Origin of the sequence: Rhizobium sp. SL86, from assembly GCF_026672545.1 — a bacterium.
In the GTDB taxonomy this organism is placed as follows: domain Bacteria; phylum Pseudomonadota; class Alphaproteobacteria; order Rhizobiales; family Rhizobiaceae; genus Neorhizobium.
Map to the genome: position 1 here is coordinate 1,076,274 of NZ_JAPPRJ010000001.1, position 18,394 is coordinate 1,094,667.

Sequence of the window (18,394 nt, forward strand, 5' to 3'; positions counted from 1 at the left end):
TTTTGGGCCAACAGCTTGCTCTGATGGCATGTCCATCGACAAACTGGCCAAAAAAGGGGGTTTGTAGGGAGTTCCGCGTCCACCATGGCTTTATCTGCCAGCCTTTTCCTGCGCCAGAGCCAATCGCTCGTCATGACGCCCCAGCTGATGCAGTCGATTCAGCTGCTGCAGATGACGCATTTCGAGCTGAACCAGTTCATCGCCCAGGAAGTGGAAAAGAACCCCCTGCTCGAATTTTCCGCAGGCAATGGCGAAACAATCGGCGACATGCCCGAAAGCGGCGACAGCGCGCCGACCGAAGAGTTCTCGCCGTCAATAGATGCCGACGGCGACTGGTTCGACAACGGCTCGGCCCAGCCGGAGCAACTGAGCGAACGGCTGGACGCAGACTTCGAGAACGTCTTCCAGGACGATGCGCCGCAGCGACGGCCGGACGCACCGGAACTACTCAGCCAGTGGAAGTCGATGCCGGGCGGCGAGGCCGCAGATGCCTATGACCTTGATGATTTCGTCGCCGGCACGGTGACCCTGCGGGAGCATCTCAGCCAGCAGATCCCCTTCGTGCTCACGCGCCCCGCCGATCACCTGATTGCCCAGCATCTGACCGACCTGCTCGATGACAATGGTTATCTGCAGGGAGAGGTCGATGACGTGGCGGACCGGCTCGGCGCACATCCTGCCGATGTCGAGCGCATTCTGGCGTCGCTCCAGACCTTCGATCCGCCCGGCGTCTACGCACGGTCGCTGCGCGAATGCCTGTCCATCCAGCTGAAACAGAAGGATCGCCTGGATCCGGCCATGCAGGCGCTGCTGGCGCATCTGGAACTGCTGGCGAAGCGCGATTTCGCGACGCTGCGCAAGCTGTGCGGCGTGGATGACGAGGACCTGGTCGACATGCTGGCCGAGATCCGGGCGCTCAACCCGCGACCGGGTACCGCATTCCAGAGCGGCACGATCGAAACGGTGGTGCCGGACATCGTTGTCCGCGCCGGCAATGATGGCGGTTGGCTGGTCGAACTCAATCCGGACACCCTGCCGCGTGTCCTGGTCAACCAGACCTATTTCCAGACCGTCTCCAAAAAACCGGTGCGCGAGGGCGAGGACCAGAATTTCCTCTCCGAATGCCTGCAGAATGCCAACTGGCTGACCCGCAGCCTTGATCAACGCGCCAAGACCATCATGAAGGTGGCGACCGAGATCGTCCGCCAGCAGGATGCCTTCCTGGTGCACGGGGTCGACCACCTGCGACCGCTGAACCTGAAGACCGTGGCCGACGCGATCAAGATGCACGAATCGACCGTCAGCCGCGTCACCTCGAACAAGTACATGCTGACACCGCGCGGCCTGTTCGAGCTCAAATATTTCTTCACCGTCTCGATCAATTCGGCCGAAGGGGGAGACAGCCATTCGGCCGAAGCGGTGCGGCACCGCATCCGCATGCTGATCGAAAAGGAAAGCCCGGATGCGGTGCTTTCGGATGACGATATCGTGCTCAGCCTGAAGAACGGCGGGGTGGAACTCGCACGCCGGACGGTCGCCAAGTACCGGGAAGCCATGAACATTCCCTCGTCCGTCCAGCGGCGGCGCGAAAAAAAGGCGAGGGCAAAGCTCGCCGCCTGCTGAGCGGCGGCAACGGAACCGAAAGGCCGACGGTCCACACAATTTTTTGCAGAGGCCACCGAAAATTTACCAACCGTTGACTTTTACGCCCCTGACCGATAGAAGCGCGCCGCACCGGCAAAATGAGACAATGGCTCACCGACGATAACGCCTGATAAAGGGCATTCGACATTGAATACGGCCTCGTCTTTCGAGAGACGCTTGGATGAGTGAGCCGCTTGACGTAGACTGACAAACGCAAGTCACGACAAGAAGGAAAGAATTCCATGAGTGTGCGTGTATCCGGAAAGCATATGGAAATCGGCGATTCGTTCAGAACGCGAATCGAGGGCCATATCGGGGAGGCGGTTACAAAATACTTCGACGGTGGTTATTCGGGACAGGTGATCGTTGAGAAATCCGGTTCCCGGTTTGCCACGGACTGCAAGGTGCATCTCGACACCGGCATCGTGCTGCATGCGGCAGGCGAAGCCAACGACCCGCAGGTCAGTTTCGATGCCGCCGCAGAGCGGATCGAGAAGCGTCTGCGACGTTACAAGCGCAAGCTGCGGGATCACCATGCTGGCGCAACCTCCAACGGTTATGCCGAAATCGCCTATACGGTGATGGATCGCGTGCCGGACGAGGCGGAAGAAGTGCCGGAAGATTTCGCGCCGACGATCGTCGCCGAAAGCTCGAAGCCGCTGAAGACGATGACGGTGGCATCCGCCGTCATGGCCCTCGATATGACCGATGAACCGGTTCTGTTTTTCCGCAACCCGGAACAGCAGCTGAACATTGTCTACCGCCGCAACGACGGCAATATTGGCTGGATCGACGCCGCCAGTATCAAAGGATAAAGCCTGACGGGGGCGCCCAAGGGCGCTCCCATACCTCCGCAACGGAGGCAGAAGGATGGAAAGAATGGCGTTGGCAGATCTGCTGCAGCAAGATGCAATAATCCCCGCTCTCAAGGTGAATTCCAAAAAGCAGTTATTGCAGGAACTCGCAGCCAAGGCCGCCAAGCTGACGGGCGTGCCGGAGCGCGAGATCTTCGACGTCATTCTGCAGCGCGAGCGGCTCGGCTCGACAGGCGTGGGCCATGGCATTGCCATTCCCCACGGCAAGCTCGGCAGCATCGGCGAGATCAAGGGTCTCTTCGCACGACTGGAAACGCCGGTCGATTTCGAGGCGCTCGATGACGAGCCGGTGGATCTCGTTTTCCTGCTTCTGGCCCCGGAAGGTGCCGGAGCGGACCACCTGAAGGCGCTGTCGCGGATTGCCCGCGTTCTGCGCGATCAGGAACTGGTCGCAAAGCTGCGTGCCACCGATTCGGCATCCGCCATCTATGCCTTCCTCAACGAGGAACAGGCGTCGAACGCCGCCTGACAGGCCAAGCATCCCATCAAAGATAAAGGCCCACCTTCATGGCGAAGGCGGGCCTTTTTGTTGGTCATCCTGTCGAGGAGGTCAGCCCTTGTCGGCCTCTGCCGTCGCCTCGGCGGCGGCTTCCGCCTTCGGGCCGCCCTTGGCGACACCGACCATGGCCGGACGCAGCACACGTTCGCCGATCACGTAACCGGCCTGCACCACCTGCACCACGGTATTGTTCGGCACGTTCGGGTTCGGAACCTCGAACATGGCCTGGTGGAAGTTCGGGTCGAACTTCTGGCCCTCGGCCTCCATCTTGCGCACGCCGTGACGCTCGAGCGCAGACAGCATGGCGCGTTCGGTCATGTCGACGCCTTCGACCAGTGCCTTCAGGCCCGCATCGCCGCTTTCCATCGCGTCTGCCGGAACACTGTCCAGCGCACGGCGCAGATTGTCCGACACGGCCAGCATGTCGCGGGCAAAGGCGGTCACCGCATAGGACTTGGCATCCTTGACGTCGCGCTCGGTGCGGCGGCGCAGGTTGTCCATCTCGGCGGCCAGGCGCAGGAAACGGTCACGCAATTGTTCGTTCTCCGTGCGCAGAACCTCCAGCGGGTCCGGCGTCTGCTGGTCTGTGCCTTCGGTGGCAGCCTCTTCGAGCCTGGATGCGACGGCTTCCGCGACGTTTTCGTTTTCAGACGCGTCAGGTCCGTTTTTCTTCGTCTCGTCGGTCATGACGTTCTCCGGTACGGGGTTGGAATTTGTGCCCGATATCGAGGTTTGCGCCTAAAAAATCAAGGCTTGGCGGCAGGATAAGCAATCCCGCTACAGCGGGTTGCGCGTCAGCCGGGTCAGCAGCTGCGCCGTATAATCCACCATGGGCACGATACGGGAATAGTTGAGGCGGGTCGGGCCGATGACACCGACGGCACCGATGATGCGGTCTTCCTCGTCGCGATAGGGTGCAACGATCAGCGATGAACCGGAGAGCGAGAACAGCTTGTTCTCCGAACCGATGAAAATGCGCACGCCCGGGCCGGTTTCGGCAAGCTCCAGGATCTCGATCAGGCTGTCCTTTTTTTCGAGATCATCGAAGAGAAGCCGCAGCCGGTCGATGTCTTCTGCGCCCGCAAGACCCTCGAGAAGGTTCGCACGACCGCGCACGATGAGGCGCGCCGGCTTGCCGTCCTCGTTGTCGCCCGCCCAGACGGCCAGCCCGCGCTCGACCAGATCCTGCGAGAGCGTATCGAGTTCGCTCTGCACCTGTTGTTTCAGCGTGTTCAGCTGACCGCGCAGTTCCGGCAGGGTCTGGCCAGTCAGATGGGCGTTGAGAAAATTCGCGGCTTCCGTCAGCTGCGAGGAGGTGACGCCGGCCGGCAGCTCGATGATGCGGTTTTCCACCTGGTTGTGCTCACCAACCAGAATGGCGAGCGCCTTGGTCGGCTCGAGCCGGATGAATTCGACATGCTTGAGCACGGGGTCGTTCTTGGCCGTGATGACGATACCGGCACCGCGCGACACGCCGGACAACATGCGGCTTGCCTCCGTCATCAGGTTTTCCATCGGCTGGTCGCGATCGGTGGCGCGGATCTGCCGCTCGATCGTGGTGCGCTCTTCGGGCGACAGATCGCCCACCTGCATGAAGGCATCAACGAAAAAGCGCAGACCCGTCTGGGTCGGCAGACGGCCGGCACTGATATGCGGCGCATAGATCAGCCCCAGCTCCTCCAGGTCGCTCATCACGTTGCGCACGGAGGCCGGCGACAGCGACATGGGCAAAAGGCGCGAGAGATTGCGCGAGCCGAGCGGCTCACCCGTTTCCAGATAGCTCTCGACGATGCGGCGGAAGATCTCGCGCGAGCGCTCATCGAGCCCGGAAGCACCGTCCCTTCCCCCCGATGCATGAAGATCCATCTGACGCATTTCATCCGATCATTGATTGTCCTGCCCTGAATATAATGCCTGCAGTGCCATTGGCAAAAGAGAATTCGAACGGCAGTCCGGACTGCATGCCCGCAAACCGGCTTTTCCTTTGCAAAAGCGCGGCCAGCGCCTTAAGACGCGGAGCACGAACCGTCAGGAGAACGAGATGCGACCCTCAGGCAGAAAAACCGACCAGATGCGCAAAGTCAGCTTCGAGCGCAATGTCTCCAAACATGCCGAAGGGTCCTGTCTCGTCAAGTTCGGCGATACGCATGTTCTGGTGACGGCGAGCCTTGAGGACAAAACCCCGCCGTGGCTGCGCAATTCCGGCAAGGGCTGGGTGACCGCCGAATACGGCATGCTGCCACGCGCCACCGGCGAACGGATGAAGCGCGAGGCTGCCGCCGGCAAGCAGGGTGGCCGCACCCAGGAAATCCAGCGCCTGATCGGCCGCTCGCTGCGCGCCGTCGTTGATCTCGAAGCGCTCGGCGAACGCCAGATCACCGTCGATTGCGACGTCATCCAGGCGGATGGCGGCACACGCACGGCCTCCATTACCGGCGCGTGGATCGCGCTTTACGACTGCCTGAAGTGGATGGAAGCGCGCAACATGGTCAAGGTGGACCGCGTGCTGAAGGATCATGTGGCGGCGATTTCCTGCGGCATCTTTGCCGGCCAGCCGGTGATCGACCTCGATTATCTCGAAGATTCCGCCGCCGAAACGGACGCCAACTTCGTGATGACCGGTTCGGGCGGCATCGTCGAAGTGCAGGGAACGGCGGAAGGCAAGCCGTTTTCGCGCGAAGAACTGCTGACCCTGCTCGATCTCGCCGCTGCCGGTACGGCCGAACTCGTCGCGATGCAGAAGCAGGCAGTCGCCTGAAAGGAAGAACCGTGATCGAAGCTGTGCTGGAAACGGCGCTTTACGCCGAGGATCTCGACAAGGCGGAGGCGTTTTATGACAACGTTCTGGGCCTTCAGAAGATCCGGCGCGGCGGCAACCGGCATATCTTCTATCGCTGTGGTGCTGGCGTGCTTTTGATCTTCAATCCGAACGAGACCGAAACGCCGATCGACAACGACCCCTTCCCCGTGCCGCTGCATGGGGCACGGGGGCCGGGCCATGTCTGCTTCACGGTCACCGCCGATGATCTGGAGGCCATGGCACAGCGGATCGAGGCGGCCGGTGTTGCGATCGAATCGGAGGTGACCTGGCGGAGCGGCGTGCGCTCGCTCTATTTCCGCGATCCGGCCGGCAACAGCCTGGAAATTGCCCCACGCTCCCTGTGGAACTCTTGAAACGGAACAACCGATGCGCAAGCTTGAGACCCGCACCATCGTCGTTGCCAGCCACAATGCCGGCAAGATCCGCGAAATCCGCCGATCTCATCGGCCCCTTCGGCTTTTCCGCCAAATCCGCGGCGGAGCTGAATTTCGAGGAGCCGGAGGAAACCGGCACGACATTCGAGGAAAACGCCGCGATCAAGGCGCTGGCCTCGGCCAAGGCCTCCGGCCTGCCTTCGCTCTCCGACGATTCGGGCCTCGTGATCGATGCGCTGGATGGCGCGCCCGGCGTCTATACCGCCAACTGGGCGGAAACCGCCGATGGAACGCGAGATTTCGTGATGGCGATGGATAAGGTCGGGCAGGCGCTTGCCGAACGCGGCGCGACAAGTCCGGCTCAGCGTACCGCCCGGTTCGTCAGCGTGCTGTGCCTTGCCTGGCCGGACGGGCATACGGAAATGTTCCGCGGAGAGGTGGAAGGCGTGATTGCCGAGGCGCCGCGCGGTACCCAAGGCTTCGGTTACGATCCGATTTTCCAGCCGGAAGGCTACGAGACGACCTTCGGCGAAATGAGCGCCGAGGAGAAACACGGCTGGAAACCGGGCGAGCCGCAGGCTCTCTCGCACCGTGCCCGCGCCTTCAAGATTTTTGTCGAAACCTGCCTGGAAGCCTGACCCTTGCTGACCGATGCCCCTCTCCTGCCCGACACCGGCGAACCGGGCTTCGGTCTTTACGTGCACTGGCCCTTCTGCGCGGCCAAGTGTCCCTATTGTGACTTCAACAGCCATGTGCGCCACCAGCCGGTGGACCAGGCCCGGTTCACCGCCGCCTTCCTGAAGGAGATGGACGCCATGCGGGCGCTTTCCGGCCCGAAGACGGTGACCAGCATTTTTATGGGCGGCGGCACGCCCTCGCTGATGGAGCCCGCCACCGTGGAAGCGATCCTCGACGGTATTGCCGCCCGCTGGCATGTGCCGGCCGGCATCGAGGTCACGATGGAGGCAAACCCTTCCAGCGTCGAGGCGGAGCGTTTTCGCGGTTACCGGGCCGCAGGTGTCAACCGCGTGTCGCTCGGCGTGCAGGCGCTCAACGATCGCGACCTGAAATTCCTCGGTCGGCTGCATGACGTGGCGGATGCGCTGAAGGCCATTCGCCTGGCGCGCGAGATCTTTCCGCGCATGAGCTTCGACCTCATCTATGCCCGGCCGAACCAGACTGTGGAGGACTGGGAGAGAGAGCTCAACGAAGCCGTCTCCTACGCCGTCGATCACCTGTCACTCTACCAGCTCACCATCGAGGAGGGCACGCCCTTCTTCGGGCTGCACAAGGCCGGCAAGCTGGTGGTTCCGGACGGCGACCAATCGGCTGCGCTCTACGAGGCGACGCAGGACATCACCAGCGGGTTCGGCATGCCGGCCTATGAGGTCTCCAACCATGCCCGTCCCGGTGCGGAAAGTCGGCACAACCTCACCTACTGGCGTTACGGCGATTATGCCGGCATCGGCCCCGGCGCGCATGGGCGCCTCAGCCAGCGCAGCCTGAAGATTGCCACCGCCACCGAACGCAAGCCCGAAGCCTGGCTTGATCTCGTCGAACGGCAAGGCCACGGCATGCTGGATCAGGAGGTCCTCGACCGCGAGGAACAGGCGGACGAACTGCTTTTGATGGGCCTCAGACTGCGCGAGGGCGTCGATCTCGCCCGCTGGCAGCAGCTGTCCGGCCGCGACCCGAACCCGGAGCGCGAGCAGATTTTACTGGAACACGGGTTTATCGAACGGATCGGCAATTCCAGACTCCGCTGCACACCGAAGGGCATGCTGATCCTTGACGCGGTGGTCGCGGATCTCGCCTGTTAAAACTCCTCGACACAGTCCTGTCATTGCCAAGCTTCAAGATGTCAGCAGGCTTTGCAGGAAGGAGTCCTCCATGATCGTCGATGATCAGTTTGCGCGTGAGGACATGGCCATCTTTTACGACAGCTTCAACCGGCACGGTGAAGATGGCGCCTTCTACCTCTCCCTGCCCAAGGCGCCGAGCCGGATCCTGGATGTGGGCTGCGGCACGGGGCTTCTCACAATTCCACTGGCTGAGAGGGGACACCGGGTCACCGGTGTCGATCCCGCAGAGGGAATGCTGTCGGTGGCCCGGGGCAAACCGCAGGCGAGCAAGGTGCAATGGGTCAAGGCATTTGCCGATGACTTTGATCTTACCGACCGCTTCGATCTCGCGATCATGACGGCGCATGTCTTTCAGGTGTTTCCGGATAACGCGGCGGCGCTCGCCGCGCTCGGCAATATCCGGAAACACCTCGTAGCCGGCGGCCGGCTGGTCTTCGAAAGCCGCAATCCGGCCTCCCTGGAATGGAAGACCTGGACCCGCGAGCTGACGACCGAGCGGCAAGACATCGCCGGCATCGGGCCGGTCGAGGTTTTCTACCAGTGGCGCGAGACAAAGGGCGATCATGTGACCTTCGATGCGGTCTACACGCTTCTGGACACCGGTGAACAACGGATCAGTCCGAGCACGCTCCGCTTTGCCGACAGGGAGACGATCATCGACCTGCTGATGGAGGCGGGCTTTCGTCTTCAGTCGGTTTTCGGATGGTGGGACGGTGCGCCGTTCGATCGGCACACCAGCCGCGAAATGATCTTCTCCGCCGAAGCCTGACCGTTTCGTTTCAGACCGCGGGGGTCCTTCGGGCAAACATCCGTCGCCACAGCCGGCCGTCGATGGCGGCAAGGCCGCAAGCGATCAGAGCGAGGCCCACGAGGTGGCGCAGCGCCAATTGCTCGCCCAGCACCAGCGCACCAAGCAGGATGGCGCTCGGCGGGATCAGGATCGTCACCAGCATCAGATTGGTGGCGCCTGCCGTCGCCAGGATGCGGAAGAACAGGATGTAGGCGACCGCCGTCGACAAGATTGCGAGACCGATCAGGGCACCCCAGGTCTCAAGACCACCCGCCGGCAGCGTCCAGGGACGATCGACGAGCAGGGCCACCGGCAGAAGCAGGACCGCCGATGCGGTGACCTGGCCCGCCGCCGGCATGATGGGCTGAAGTCCCATGCGGCGGAACCGCCGGCCGAAAATGCCGGCAAAGGCATAAGAGACCGCCGCCGAAAGCGCGGCGAGTTCCCCCCACAAAGCCCCGCCCGCATGGCCGGAAAGCGACGGGCCGAAGACGGAGGGACCGATCATCCAGACCACGCCGGCAATCCCGATCACCACACCGACGAACCGGTTGACCGTCAGCTTCTCATCCGTGGTCAGCACATGCGCGACGATGACGCCGAACAGCGGCGTCGTGGCGTTCAGAATGGCGGCAAGACCGCTGGCAATCTGCGTCTGGCCCCAGACGATCAGCGTGAAGGGAATGACATTGTTGAGCAGCCCCATGCCGAAAAAAGCAAGCCAGACCTCCCGGCCGCGCGGAATGGCATGGCCGGAGAGGCGCACGAAGGTCCACAATGACAGGGCCGCCAGGAAAACACGGGCGGTGACGATCGTCAGCGGCGGCCAGGTTTGCACCAGGATGCCGTTGAACAAAAACGACCCGCCCCAGAGCAGAGACAATCCGCCCAGCATGCCCCACTCGGCAAGACCCATTTCCTTGGTAGCCATTGATGTCTCCCCTTGTATGGCAGCCATGATGCGGCATCACCCGCCATCACGCCACCCGTTTCCTGCGCGTTTCATGATCGAGGAAAAGTCGTTCATTCGGCTCCCCGCATAGGCCTTGACCAGGCAGCGAATTGCCACTTTAAATGCTCTTAAGTCGTCTTCCGGGGCGGATCAAACGAGCAAATTTCAGCCTGTCATCGAGTTTTTCTAAAGCATGGCGGAACCGCTTCCATCCCTCTCCTCGCTGCGCGCCTTCGAGGCGGCCGCGCGGCATCTCAGCATGACGCGTGCGGCCGAGGAGCTGCATGTGACGGCGGGCGCCATCAGCCTGCAGGTGCGTGAGCTGGAAGCCAATCTGGGCCTTGCGCTTTTCGAGCGGCATCCGCGCCGTCTGGAACTGACGGCCGCCGGACAGGACTATGCCGCCACGCTGCGGTCCGCCTTCCGGCTGATCCGCCAGGCGACCGACACGGTGCGGGCGCATGCCCGGCCCGACATCGTGACACTGAGCTGCACCACGGGTTTTGCCGTCCATTGGCTGATGCCGCGGCTGGAGGCTTTTCAAGCCGCGCATCCGGCCATCGACCTGCGCTTCGGCACCACGGCGCGTCTCGTCGATTTCCGCTTGGATGGCGTGGCGCTTGCCGTGCGCCATGGGCTCGGCGCCTATCCGGGGCTGATCTCCGAAAAACTCGCCGAGGACGATCTGATCGTGGTGGCAAGTCCCGCCTGTGCAACCCGTCTGGGCCCGGATCCCAGTGCCGGACGTCTTGCAGGCGAAACCCTGATCCATGATGCCGGCCGAAACGACTGGCGCCTCTGGCTGGAAGCGGAAAACGCGCTTGATGTGGACTGGCGGCGCGGACCGGTGATTGCCCCAGACAGCAATGGCGCGATCGAGATGGCGCGGGCAGGCCTTGGCTTCACGCTCGTCCGGGAAAGTTTTGCGGCAAAGGATCTCGCGGAAAAACGGCTTGTCGCGCCCTTCCGGCGCAGCATTACAAGCCGGTTTGCCTATTATCTCGTTTATCCGCCGGACGCTCTGGACCGGGCCTCTGTCAAGACCGTCCGCGACTGGCTTCGCGCAGAGGCTGACCGTTCTTAAGCCTGCGCAAACACATGCAGCCAGGGTGTCGGCACACGGTCGTAACCCGAGCCTTCCGCCGTCTCGATCACAAGCTCCGTCCAACCCGGCCCGTAAGCCGTACGCAGAAAACCGTCGTCCGGATAGTTGAAGTAACGGCCGAACCGATCGGTGCCTTCGCCGCTGCCGGCCTTGTAGCTGGCATAAAACACACCGCCCGGCGTCATTGCCCGCCGGATGCGTTGGAGAATGCCGGGAAGGTCCGCCCGCGGCACATGCAGCAGGCAGGCATTGGCCCAGACGCCGTCATAGGCCGTCACCGCCTCGATCTGGTCGAAGGGCAGAACAGAGACGGGAATGCCGAGGCGCGCGGATGCTTCCGTCGCCATTTCGGCGATGCCATCCGTCGGATGCACGTCAAGGCCCTGCGCCAGCATCCAGGCGCTCTCGCGCCCGCTGCCGCAGCCGAGTTCAAGGATGCGCGCGCCCGCAGCAAGGCGGGCGGCGAAGCGCTGCAGGTTGGGAGAGGCCGGATAGACTCCGGTATCTGCGGCATAGGTCGCTGCCTGATCGGCATAGAAGGCGGCGGTTGTTCCGGTTGTTTCGGTCATCCCGCCCCTTCTTGCGATCCCGCAGCCGTTCAGGCGTTGTTTTCGTTGATCAGACGCTTGAGCAGCTCGATCTCGTGGCTGAGCTTGGTATCACCCGAGATCAGCTCCTCGATCTTGCGCACGGCATGCAGCACGGTCGTGTGGTCACGGCCACCGAAACGACGGCCGATTTCCGGGAAGGAGCGCGGCGTCAGCGTTTTCGACAGATACATGGCGATCTGGCGCGGCTTGACGATGACGCGGGTGCGGCGGTTCGACACCAGCTCCTGGCGCGACACGTTGTAGTGACGCGCGACGATGCGCTGGATGTCTTCGATGCGCACGCGCTTGGCTTCGCCCGCACCCACCAGATGCGCCAGAAGCTCGTCCACCCGCTCGATCGACAGTTCCGGCTCAAACGAACGGCGGAAGATCAGCTGGTTGAAGGCGCCTTCCAGTTCGCGGCCGGAATTGGCGACATTGCGGGCGACGTGGTCTAGGATCTGGTCCGGAATATCGAGAGCCGGATCGTCCTGGCGCGCCATGTCCAGGCGACGCTTCAGCATCTCGAAACGCATTTCGTAATCCGGTGTCTCCACCTCGATCGCCACACCGCCCTGCAGACGCGAACGGACACGCGGATCAAGCGATTCCAGCTCCCAGGGCGCACGGTCGGCGGCAACCACCACCTGCTTGGCGCTGTCGAGCAGCATGTTCAGGAGATGGCAGAACTCGTTCTGGATCATCTTGCCCTGCAGGAACTGCATGTCGTCGATGATCAGGAGGTCGATGTTGCGCAGCGACTCCTTCAGCGTCAGCGCGTCATTGTCGCGGATCGCTGTTGCAAACCGCCACATGAAATATTCGGCGGTCAGGTAGACGACGCGCGGATTGCGGTCGCTGTTGACGGCGGCATTGGCGATCGCCTGCAGCAGATGCGTCTTGCCGAGACCAACGCCCGCATGGACGAAGAGCGGGTTGAAGCGCACGGCGCTGGCGCCGGCTTCGGCAATCGTCTTGGCAGCAGCAAGCGCCACGCGGTTCGAGGGGCCTTCCACGAAGGTCTCGAAGGTGTAGCGGCTGTCGAGCGGCGAACCGAACAGCGGACCGCCGGAAGACGACGGACGGGCCGAATGCGTCGGCTGAGCCGCCGGAGCCGTCGTCGGGAAGGTCGCGATCTGGCCGATCTCCCGCATGCCGGAACGCCGCGGTGCCTGGGCCGGCGCAATTTCGGCGGCCGGCGCTGCGCGCTCTTCGACAGCCGGACGGGCAGCCGCAGCGCGGCTTGCGGTGCGCACCAGGATCTCGACCTTCAGGATTTCGGAATCTTCCGCCTGGAAAATGGTGGTGATGAGGTCCAGGTACCGGTTGTTGATCCAGGACTTCAGAAAAGTCGTCGGCACCGTGAGACGCACAACGCTCTTGGAAACGGAATGCAGCTTGAGACGTGCAAACCAGCTTGCATACACTTCCGGACCTACCTGAGCCTTCAAGCGTGCGCTGAAGCGCTCAAACAGGGCATTATGCTTCATTTCAGAATTCTCTCCTGCCAACTGGGAGCATACTGAACCGCGTGCCTCGGGCGCCTGGTTCCCACTCTCCAGCGTCCGGGCCGAAACCGTATTCATCTGCATTCTGTGCCGCCTTCTCAATCGTTGCCCGCCGGAACGTGCATCCGCCCGCCGGGTAGTCTTGCTCTTTAAGGCAGGTCAACCTGTTCGCCTCGCCCGAACATGCCGCCGCCGCCTTTGTTTCTTTGATCCCACATCACCTGTGGGATAGTGACGGCCATTTTCGGCCGCCTGGATGCTCCCCGTGCATCCGATCCGGTCACACCCCCTCGCGATGGCGCCGCCGGCCTTGTCTCGGTCTCCCTTCCTTCGGCACAACGCCCTGTGCCTGACACAAAAAGACAGCTCCCGAATCCTGTGAAGGAACCGGCGAACAACCCCAAGTTACAAGAAGAAAACGGGAAGTTACCTTGACCCGTGGCAAGAACGATCAGGCGGATACCGCTGGAGATCCAGTCTGCAACCATGCCTTCCGGGGGAGTTCCCCGCGCCCTTGCTGGAGCTTATTAAGGCAGGATCGGGAGGCGAGATCAACGATGAATTTTCGGCAAAACCATTGGCCCGGCGTTGACTCTGAGACCCTAATTTGACTCGGGAGCACCCTCTCCCCAGAGAATCTCAGTCGAATCAAAGAGATTCAAATTTCGGCCTGTGTGGCGACCATTGTGAAGGGGCAAAAAATAAAATTCGCTTGACTCACATGGGCCGCTCCAGCGGCTGCCACAAACCTGTTCAATTGCGAGCATCCTCCCGCAAGCAATTGATTTTAAATTATTTTTATTGTCACGCCTGTGTCATCGCAATGTCAAAGAGGCGTCACCGCAATTTCTCACGGGTAAGAATCACGAAAAGCCCGGTCAGGGACCGGGCTGAATTCATGACAGTCGTTTATGACGAAATTAAGCCGTCAGGGCCTTCACGCGGGCCGCCAGGCGGGACACCTTACGGGACGCCGTGTTGCTGTGCATCACGCCCTTGGTGGCAGCACGCTGGATTTCCGGCTGAGCCGCGCGCAGCGCTTCGGCAGCCTGGGCTACGTCGCCCGATGCGATGGCTTCTTCAACCTTGCGGATGAAGGTACGAACGCGCGAGCGGCGCGCCTTGTTGATGTCGGTGCGGCGTGCGATCTTGCGGGTCGCCTTTTTCGCCGAAGTTGTATTGGCCATGTATGCCTCTCTACGAATTCGAACCAAAACTCCGCCGTCGCCGCGCCGGGTCCATGCGACCTGTCTTCCAGCAATTCGGGAGCAATAGAGGAAGCCGTCGAAGGCTTTCCCAACTGTGGGCGGCGATATACCCCCATAACCGGTTCCAGTCAACGCGCATTTTCACGCTTGTGGCAAAGTAACCGCCCCAAGCCGCTGATTTGCGATTCATTTCTGGCAGGTTTGGCAGAAGAAGGTGGAGCGTCCCGACTGGACGAGCCGGCTGACGATGCCGCCGCAGCCTTCCCGCCGGCAGGGTTCCGCCTCGCGGTCATAGACGGAAAAGCTGTGCTGGAAATAACCGAGCGAGCCGTCCGTCTGGATATGGTCGCGCAAAGAGGAGCCGCCGGCCGCAATCGCATCGGCTATCACCTCGCGGATGGCGACCGTCAGCGCGAGTAGTTCCGGCTTCGGTTTTCCCGCCTTCGTCACCAGCGTGCCGGCCTTGCGTGTGGGCGACAGGCCCGAGCGCCACAGCGCCTCGCAGACATAGATGTTGCCAAGGCCGGCGATCACCGTCTGGTCGAGCAGCATGCCCTTCAGGGGCTGGATGCGATCGCGGAAACGGGCGGCCAGATACTCGGCATCGAGAAGATTGCCTGTTGGTTCCGGCCCCAGTCCGGCAAAGGCCGGGTAAAGGTCCAGTTCGCTGCGCGCCCACAGATGCATGAAACCAAAACGGCGCGGATCATTGTAAATGACCCGGAGCGACTGCTCGCCTCTTGTCAGGTGAAACAGCACGTGGTCGTGTTTCTCGTCCTTCGAGCGCGGATGGTGAAAATCGCCGGGCACCGCAGCCGGACCGGCCTCCTCGATGCGGAAGGAACCGGACATGCCGAGATGGGCAATGATGCTCATGCCGTCATCGAGGTCGATCAGCAGATATTTCGCCCGACGCCCGAGCCCGATGATGGTGCGGCCGGATACCCGCTCTGAGAACTGTTCGGGCAAAGGAAAGCGCAGATCCGGGCGGCGCGTCTCCAGCCGCTCCACACGCGCCTGTTCCATGGTCGGGGCCAGACCGCGACGAACGGTCTCCACCTCTGGCAATTCGGGCATGAGTTCCTAAGTTCCTGTTTCCAACATGGCGGTCTGCCTCTATAGACCAGCGCCATAGTGCCGCAAGCACGACAAGAGATAGTATCGCCCGACCGGCTTCGCTATGGTCGGCAAACGTCGACGACACGATGAGGATAGGATCGCATGGCTGACAGCCGGACCTCTGCTGACGGTGGAATGGAAACCTCCTATGGCTTCCGCGAAGTGGGCCAGGGCGAAAAGCAGGGTCTCGTCAACGAGGTCTTCCACAAGGTGGCCAAACGCTACGACATCATGAATGACGTGATGTCGGCTGGCATGCACCGCGTCTGGAAGGATGCGATGGTGGCGAGCCTCAATCCCCGCAGGGACCCGTCCTTCAAGGTGCTGGATGTGGCGGGCGGCACCGGCGACATCGCATTTCGGATCGTCGAAGCTTCCGGTCGGCAGGCACAGGCAACCGTGCTCGACATCAACGGGTCGATGCTGGACGTGGGTGCGGAACGCGCCGCCAAGCGCAAGCTCTCCGAAAACCTCACTTTCGTCGAAGCCAATGCCGAGGAACTGCCCTTCGAGAACGGCACGTTTGATGCCTATACGATCGCCTTTGGCATTCGCAACGTGCCGCGCATCGATGTGGCGCTGTCGGAAGCGTTTCGCGTGCTGAAGCGCGGCGGGCGCATTCTCGTTCTCGAATTTTCCGAGGTGGAGATGCCGCTGCTCGATCGTTTCTACGACGAGTGGTCGTTCCGGGCCATTCCGCAGTTCGGCAAGATGATCACCGGTGACGCCGAACCCTACCAGTACCTGGTGGAATCCATCCGCAAATTTCCCAACCAGGAGGATTTTGCCAAGATGATCCGCACCGCCGGTTTTTCGCGTGTCACCTATACGAATTTCACCGGCGGCATTGCCGCGCTGCATTCCGGCTGGAAACTCTGACGCATGGATAGGACCGCTGGCGGAATGAGGGTTTCGGCATGAGCACCATCGGTGCCTATTTTCGGCTTGCCCGGGTGGGCTGGGTGCTGGTGCGCGAAGGCGTCGTGGTCGCCCTGCCGACGCAGGGCCTTCCGCCCATCGTCGGGCTCGGCAAGTCGATCGCGCAGATTTTTACCCGCCCGGCCTCGATCCAGGAAAGCCGCAGCGTCCGGCTGACCAATGCCGTCGACCGGCTCGGCCCGTCCTATGTGAAGATCGGCCAGTTTCTCGCCACGCGTCCGGATGTGGTGGGGGTCGATTGGGCGCTCGATCTGTCCATGCTGCAGGACCGCATGGCCTTTTTCCCGACGGATACGGCAAAGGCTGCGATCGAACTGTCGCTCGGCCGGCCGATCAGCGACCTTTATTCCCGTTTCGACGAGCCGATCGCGGCCGCGTCGATCGCGCAGGTACATCCCGCCGCCGTCGCCACGGCCGAGGGCGAGCGCAAGGTGGCGGTCAAGGTCGTGCGCCCAGGCGTGCGCCAACGTTTCGCCCATGACATCGAAAGCATGTACCTCATTGCCCGCATGCAGGAGCGGCTTTTGCCGTCCACGCGGCGCCTGAGGCCCGTGGAAGTCACGCGCACGCTGGAACAGACCACAAAGCTGGAAATGGACCTGCGCCTTGAGGCGGCAGCGCTTTCCGAAATTGGCGAGAACACCAAGAACGACCCCGGCTTCCGGGTGCCCCAGGTAGATTGGGAGCGCACCGGCCGCGATGTTATCACCATGGAATGGATCGACGGCATCAAGATGTCGAACATCGAGGGCCTGCGCGCCGCCGGTTTCGACCTTGAGAAGCTTGCCGAAACGCTGATCCAGTCCTTCCTGCGCCATACGCTGCGCGACGGCTTTTTCCACGCGGACATGCATCCCGGCAACCTGTTCGTCGATCCGGACGGCATCATCGTTGCCGTCGACATGGGTATCGTCGGCCGGCTCGGCAAAAAGGAACGGCGTTTCCTCGCCGAAATCCTCTACGGTTTCATCACCCGCGATTACCTGCGTGTGGCGGAGGTGCATTTCGAGGCGGGCTACGTGCCCTCGCACCACGACGTCGCAAGTTTCGCCCAGGCGATCCGCGCGATCGGCGAGCCGATCCATGGCCAGCCGGCGGAAACCATTTCCATGGCCCGCCTGCTGGCGCTGCTGTTCGAGGTGACGGACCTCTTCGAGATGCAGACCCGGCCGGAACTCATCATGCTGCAGAAGACCATGGTGGTGGTGGAGGGTGTCTCGCGCATGCTCGATCCGCGCTTCAACATGTGGCGCGCGGCAGAACCGGTCGTCGGCGGCTGGATCCGCGACAATCTCGGCCCCAAACGCATTGTAACGGATCTGCGCGATGGCCTGAAGGCGGCCGTGAAGCTGGCGGAAGCCGCCCCGGAAATCGCCGCCAAGACTGAAAAATTCCACCAGCAGCTGTTGCATATGACCGAACATGGCGTGCGCTTCGACGGTGAGACGGCCGAAGCCATCGGCAAGGCCGAGGCAAAACACAGCCGCTGGGGCCGTGCGGCACTCTGGGTGATCGCCGCGACCCTGATTTATATCGCCGTTCAGGTAAGCTGATCGGCAGCCGTCATCTGAGCCAGAAAAACGCCGATGCTCGTGCGGTCCGGCAGGCGGTGCTTGTGCCCTGGGAAGCCCTCATAGAGGTCCAGATGCATTTGGTGGCAGCTGGACCCTCCCCTCGTTCGATAGCCGGCTACCCAGTCCAGAAGCTCGGCGAAGGATTCATCCGTGGCGCCGCCCTGATTGCCTCGTATCTTGATATTGTCGAGGCACTCGGCTTCCGGCACGTCCAGCCAGACCAGCAGATCCGTGCGCGGCAGGAGAATGTTTGCCAGCCAGCCGTAGACGCCCTCCATCAGCCAGCGATCAGCCTCCGACAACCGTCGTGTATCCTCGATGACCTCCGCATTGTCGCGCGCGATGCCGTAATGCCCCGGCTGCCAGCGGATGTCGTCCAGATGGGTGACCGGAAGGCCAAGCCTCTCGCCCAGCATCCGCGACAACCAGGTCTTGCCCGCGCCGCCATTGCCGATGATGAGGATGCGTTGCAATCGATTTTCGGAAGCCATGTCATCTCCGTCCCGCAGCGTACGCGTTTACCGTGTTGAGCGA

At 62.1% G+C, this 18,394-nt stretch carries 18 protein-coding genes and 1 pseudogene; 11 read left to right on the top strand and 8 right to left on the bottom strand.

The features are described 5' to 3' along the window. The first annotated feature begins 84 nt into the window (after positions 1 to 84). The 3 genes from rpoN (at position 85) to ptsN (ending at position 2,988) form a co-directional block, all read left to right on the top strand. Complete coding sequence (gene rpoN / locus OU993_RS05435; protein WP_268155235.1) at positions 85 to 1,623, top strand: RNA polymerase factor sigma-54; 1,539 nt, start codon at positions 85 to 87, stop codon at positions 1,621 to 1,623. Between the two features lie 263 nt (positions 1,624 to 1,886). Further along, positions 1,887 to 2,459, top strand: a complete 573-nt coding sequence (gene hpf, locus OU993_RS05440) for a ribosome hibernation-promoting factor, HPF/YfiA family (RefSeq protein ID WP_268155236.1) — start codon at positions 1,887 to 1,889, stop codon at positions 2,457 to 2,459. A gap of 64 nt (positions 2,460 to 2,523) precedes the next feature. Next, entirely contained in the window at positions 2,524 to 2,988 is a 465-nt protein-coding gene (gene ptsN, locus OU993_RS05445; protein WP_165215923.1) for a PTS IIA-like nitrogen regulatory protein PtsN, read from the top strand. Positions 2,989 to 3,069: 81 nt separating this feature from the next. Here the strand turns inward: ptsN and grpE are convergent, their stop codons facing one another. After that, positions 3,070 to 3,705 carry a nucleotide exchange factor GrpE gene (gene grpE / locus OU993_RS05450; protein ID WP_268155237.1) on the bottom strand — a complete coding sequence of 212 codons (636 nt, stop codon included), beginning with the start codon at positions 3,703 to 3,705 and terminating at the stop codon, positions 3,070 to 3,072. A gap of 90 nt (positions 3,706 to 3,795) precedes the next feature. Beyond that, positions 3,796 to 4,884, bottom strand: a complete 1,089-nt coding sequence (gene hrcA, locus OU993_RS05455; RefSeq protein ID WP_268155239.1) for a heat-inducible transcriptional repressor HrcA — start codon at positions 4,882 to 4,884, stop codon at positions 3,796 to 3,798. A 175-nt stretch (positions 4,885 to 5,059) separates the two neighbouring features. On the opposite strand from hrcA, the gene rph reads away from it, so the two are divergent. From rph to OU993_RS05480, 5 genes and pseudogenes are all read left to right on the top strand, one after another. Then, complete coding sequence (gene rph, locus OU993_RS05460) at positions 5,060 to 5,776, top strand: ribonuclease PH (protein WP_268155241.1); 717 nt, start codon at positions 5,060 to 5,062, stop codon at positions 5,774 to 5,776. Between the two features lie 11 nt (positions 5,777 to 5,787). Continuing rightward, positions 5,788 to 6,192 carry a VOC family protein gene (locus tag OU993_RS05465; RefSeq protein ID WP_268155243.1) on the top strand — a complete coding sequence of 135 codons (405 nt, stop codon included), beginning with the start codon at positions 5,788 to 5,790 and terminating at the stop codon, positions 6,190 to 6,192. Between the two features lie 13 nt (positions 6,193 to 6,205). Beyond that, a pseudogene (gene rdgB, locus OU993_RS05470) lies at positions 6,206 to 6,851 on the top strand (RdgB/HAM1 family non-canonical purine NTP pyrophosphatase). A gap of 3 nt (positions 6,852 to 6,854) precedes the next feature. After that, positions 6,855 to 8,033, top strand: a complete 1,179-nt coding sequence (gene hemW, locus OU993_RS05475; RefSeq protein ID WP_442792874.1) for a radical SAM family heme chaperone HemW — start codon at positions 6,855 to 6,857, stop codon at positions 8,031 to 8,033. A gap of 70 nt (positions 8,034 to 8,103) precedes the next feature. After that, positions 8,104 to 8,844: a class I SAM-dependent methyltransferase gene (locus tag OU993_RS05480; RefSeq protein WP_268155245.1), complete on the top strand. Its 741-nt coding sequence runs from the start codon at positions 8,104 to 8,106 to the stop codon at positions 8,842 to 8,844. Positions 8,845 to 8,854: 10 nt separating this feature from the next. Here the strand turns inward: OU993_RS05480 and OU993_RS05485 are convergent, their stop codons facing one another. Further along, a complete protein-coding gene (locus tag OU993_RS05485; protein WP_268155247.1) occupies positions 8,855 to 9,796 on the bottom strand; it encodes a DMT family transporter in 942 nt (313 codons plus the stop codon). Positions 9,797 to 10,010: 214 nt separating this feature from the next. Here OU993_RS05485 and gcvA point away from each other — a divergent pair, with 214 nt between their 5' ends. Continuing rightward, the gene (gene gcvA / locus OU993_RS05490; protein WP_268155248.1) at positions 10,011 to 10,901 is read left to right on the top strand and encodes a transcriptional regulator GcvA; all 891 of its coding nucleotides are present in this window, start codon (positions 10,011 to 10,013) and stop codon (positions 10,899 to 10,901) included. Here the strand turns inward: gcvA and OU993_RS05495 are convergent. The 4 genes from OU993_RS05495 to mutM all read right to left on the bottom strand — a co-directional run bounded on the left by OU993_RS05495 (position 10,898) and on the right by mutM (position 15,305). Further along, a complete protein-coding gene (locus OU993_RS05495) occupies positions 10,898 to 11,491 on the bottom strand; it encodes a class I SAM-dependent methyltransferase (RefSeq protein ID WP_268155249.1) in 594 nt (197 codons plus the stop codon). The genes gcvA and OU993_RS05495 overlap by 4 nt on opposite strands. Positions 11,492 to 11,520: 29 nt before the next feature. Next, on the bottom strand, positions 11,521 to 13,104 hold the full coding sequence (dnaA, locus tag OU993_RS05500) for a chromosomal replication initiator protein DnaA (protein WP_268155250.1): 1,584 nt from the start codon (positions 13,102 to 13,104) through the stop codon (positions 11,521 to 11,523). An 836-nt stretch (positions 13,105 to 13,940) separates the two neighbouring features. Next, complete coding sequence (gene rpsT, locus OU993_RS05505) at positions 13,941 to 14,207, bottom strand: 30S ribosomal protein S20 (protein WP_268155251.1); 267 nt, start codon at positions 14,205 to 14,207, stop codon at positions 13,941 to 13,943. A gap of 207 nt (positions 14,208 to 14,414) precedes the next feature. Beyond that, positions 14,415 to 15,305, bottom strand: a complete 891-nt coding sequence (gene mutM, locus OU993_RS05510) for a bifunctional DNA-formamidopyrimidine glycosylase/DNA-(apurinic or apyrimidinic site) lyase (protein ID WP_268155252.1) — start codon at positions 15,303 to 15,305, stop codon at positions 14,415 to 14,417. Positions 15,306 to 15,449: 144 nt separating this feature from the next. Here mutM and ubiE point away from each other — a divergent pair, with 144 nt between their 5' ends. Together ubiE and ubiB are read left to right on the top strand one after the other, a co-directional pair. Beyond that, positions 15,450 to 16,226, top strand: coding sequence for a bifunctional demethylmenaquinone methyltransferase/2-methoxy-6-polyprenyl-1,4-benzoquinol methylase UbiE (gene ubiE, locus OU993_RS05515; protein WP_268155253.1), 777 nt, complete (start codon positions 15,450 to 15,452; stop codon positions 16,224 to 16,226). A gap of 38 nt (positions 16,227 to 16,264) precedes the next feature. Then, positions 16,265 to 17,839: a 2-polyprenylphenol 6-hydroxylase gene (ubiB, locus tag OU993_RS05520; RefSeq protein WP_268155254.1), complete on the top strand. Its 1,575-nt coding sequence runs from the start codon at positions 16,265 to 16,267 to the stop codon at positions 17,837 to 17,839. Here the strand turns inward: ubiB and OU993_RS05525 are convergent. Continuing rightward, entirely contained in the window at positions 17,827 to 18,351 is a 525-nt protein-coding gene (locus tag OU993_RS05525) for an AAA family ATPase (protein WP_268155255.1), read from the bottom strand. The two genes, ubiB and OU993_RS05525, sit on opposite strands and share 13 nt — an antisense overlap. Positions 18,352 to 18,394: the final 43 nt, after the last annotated feature.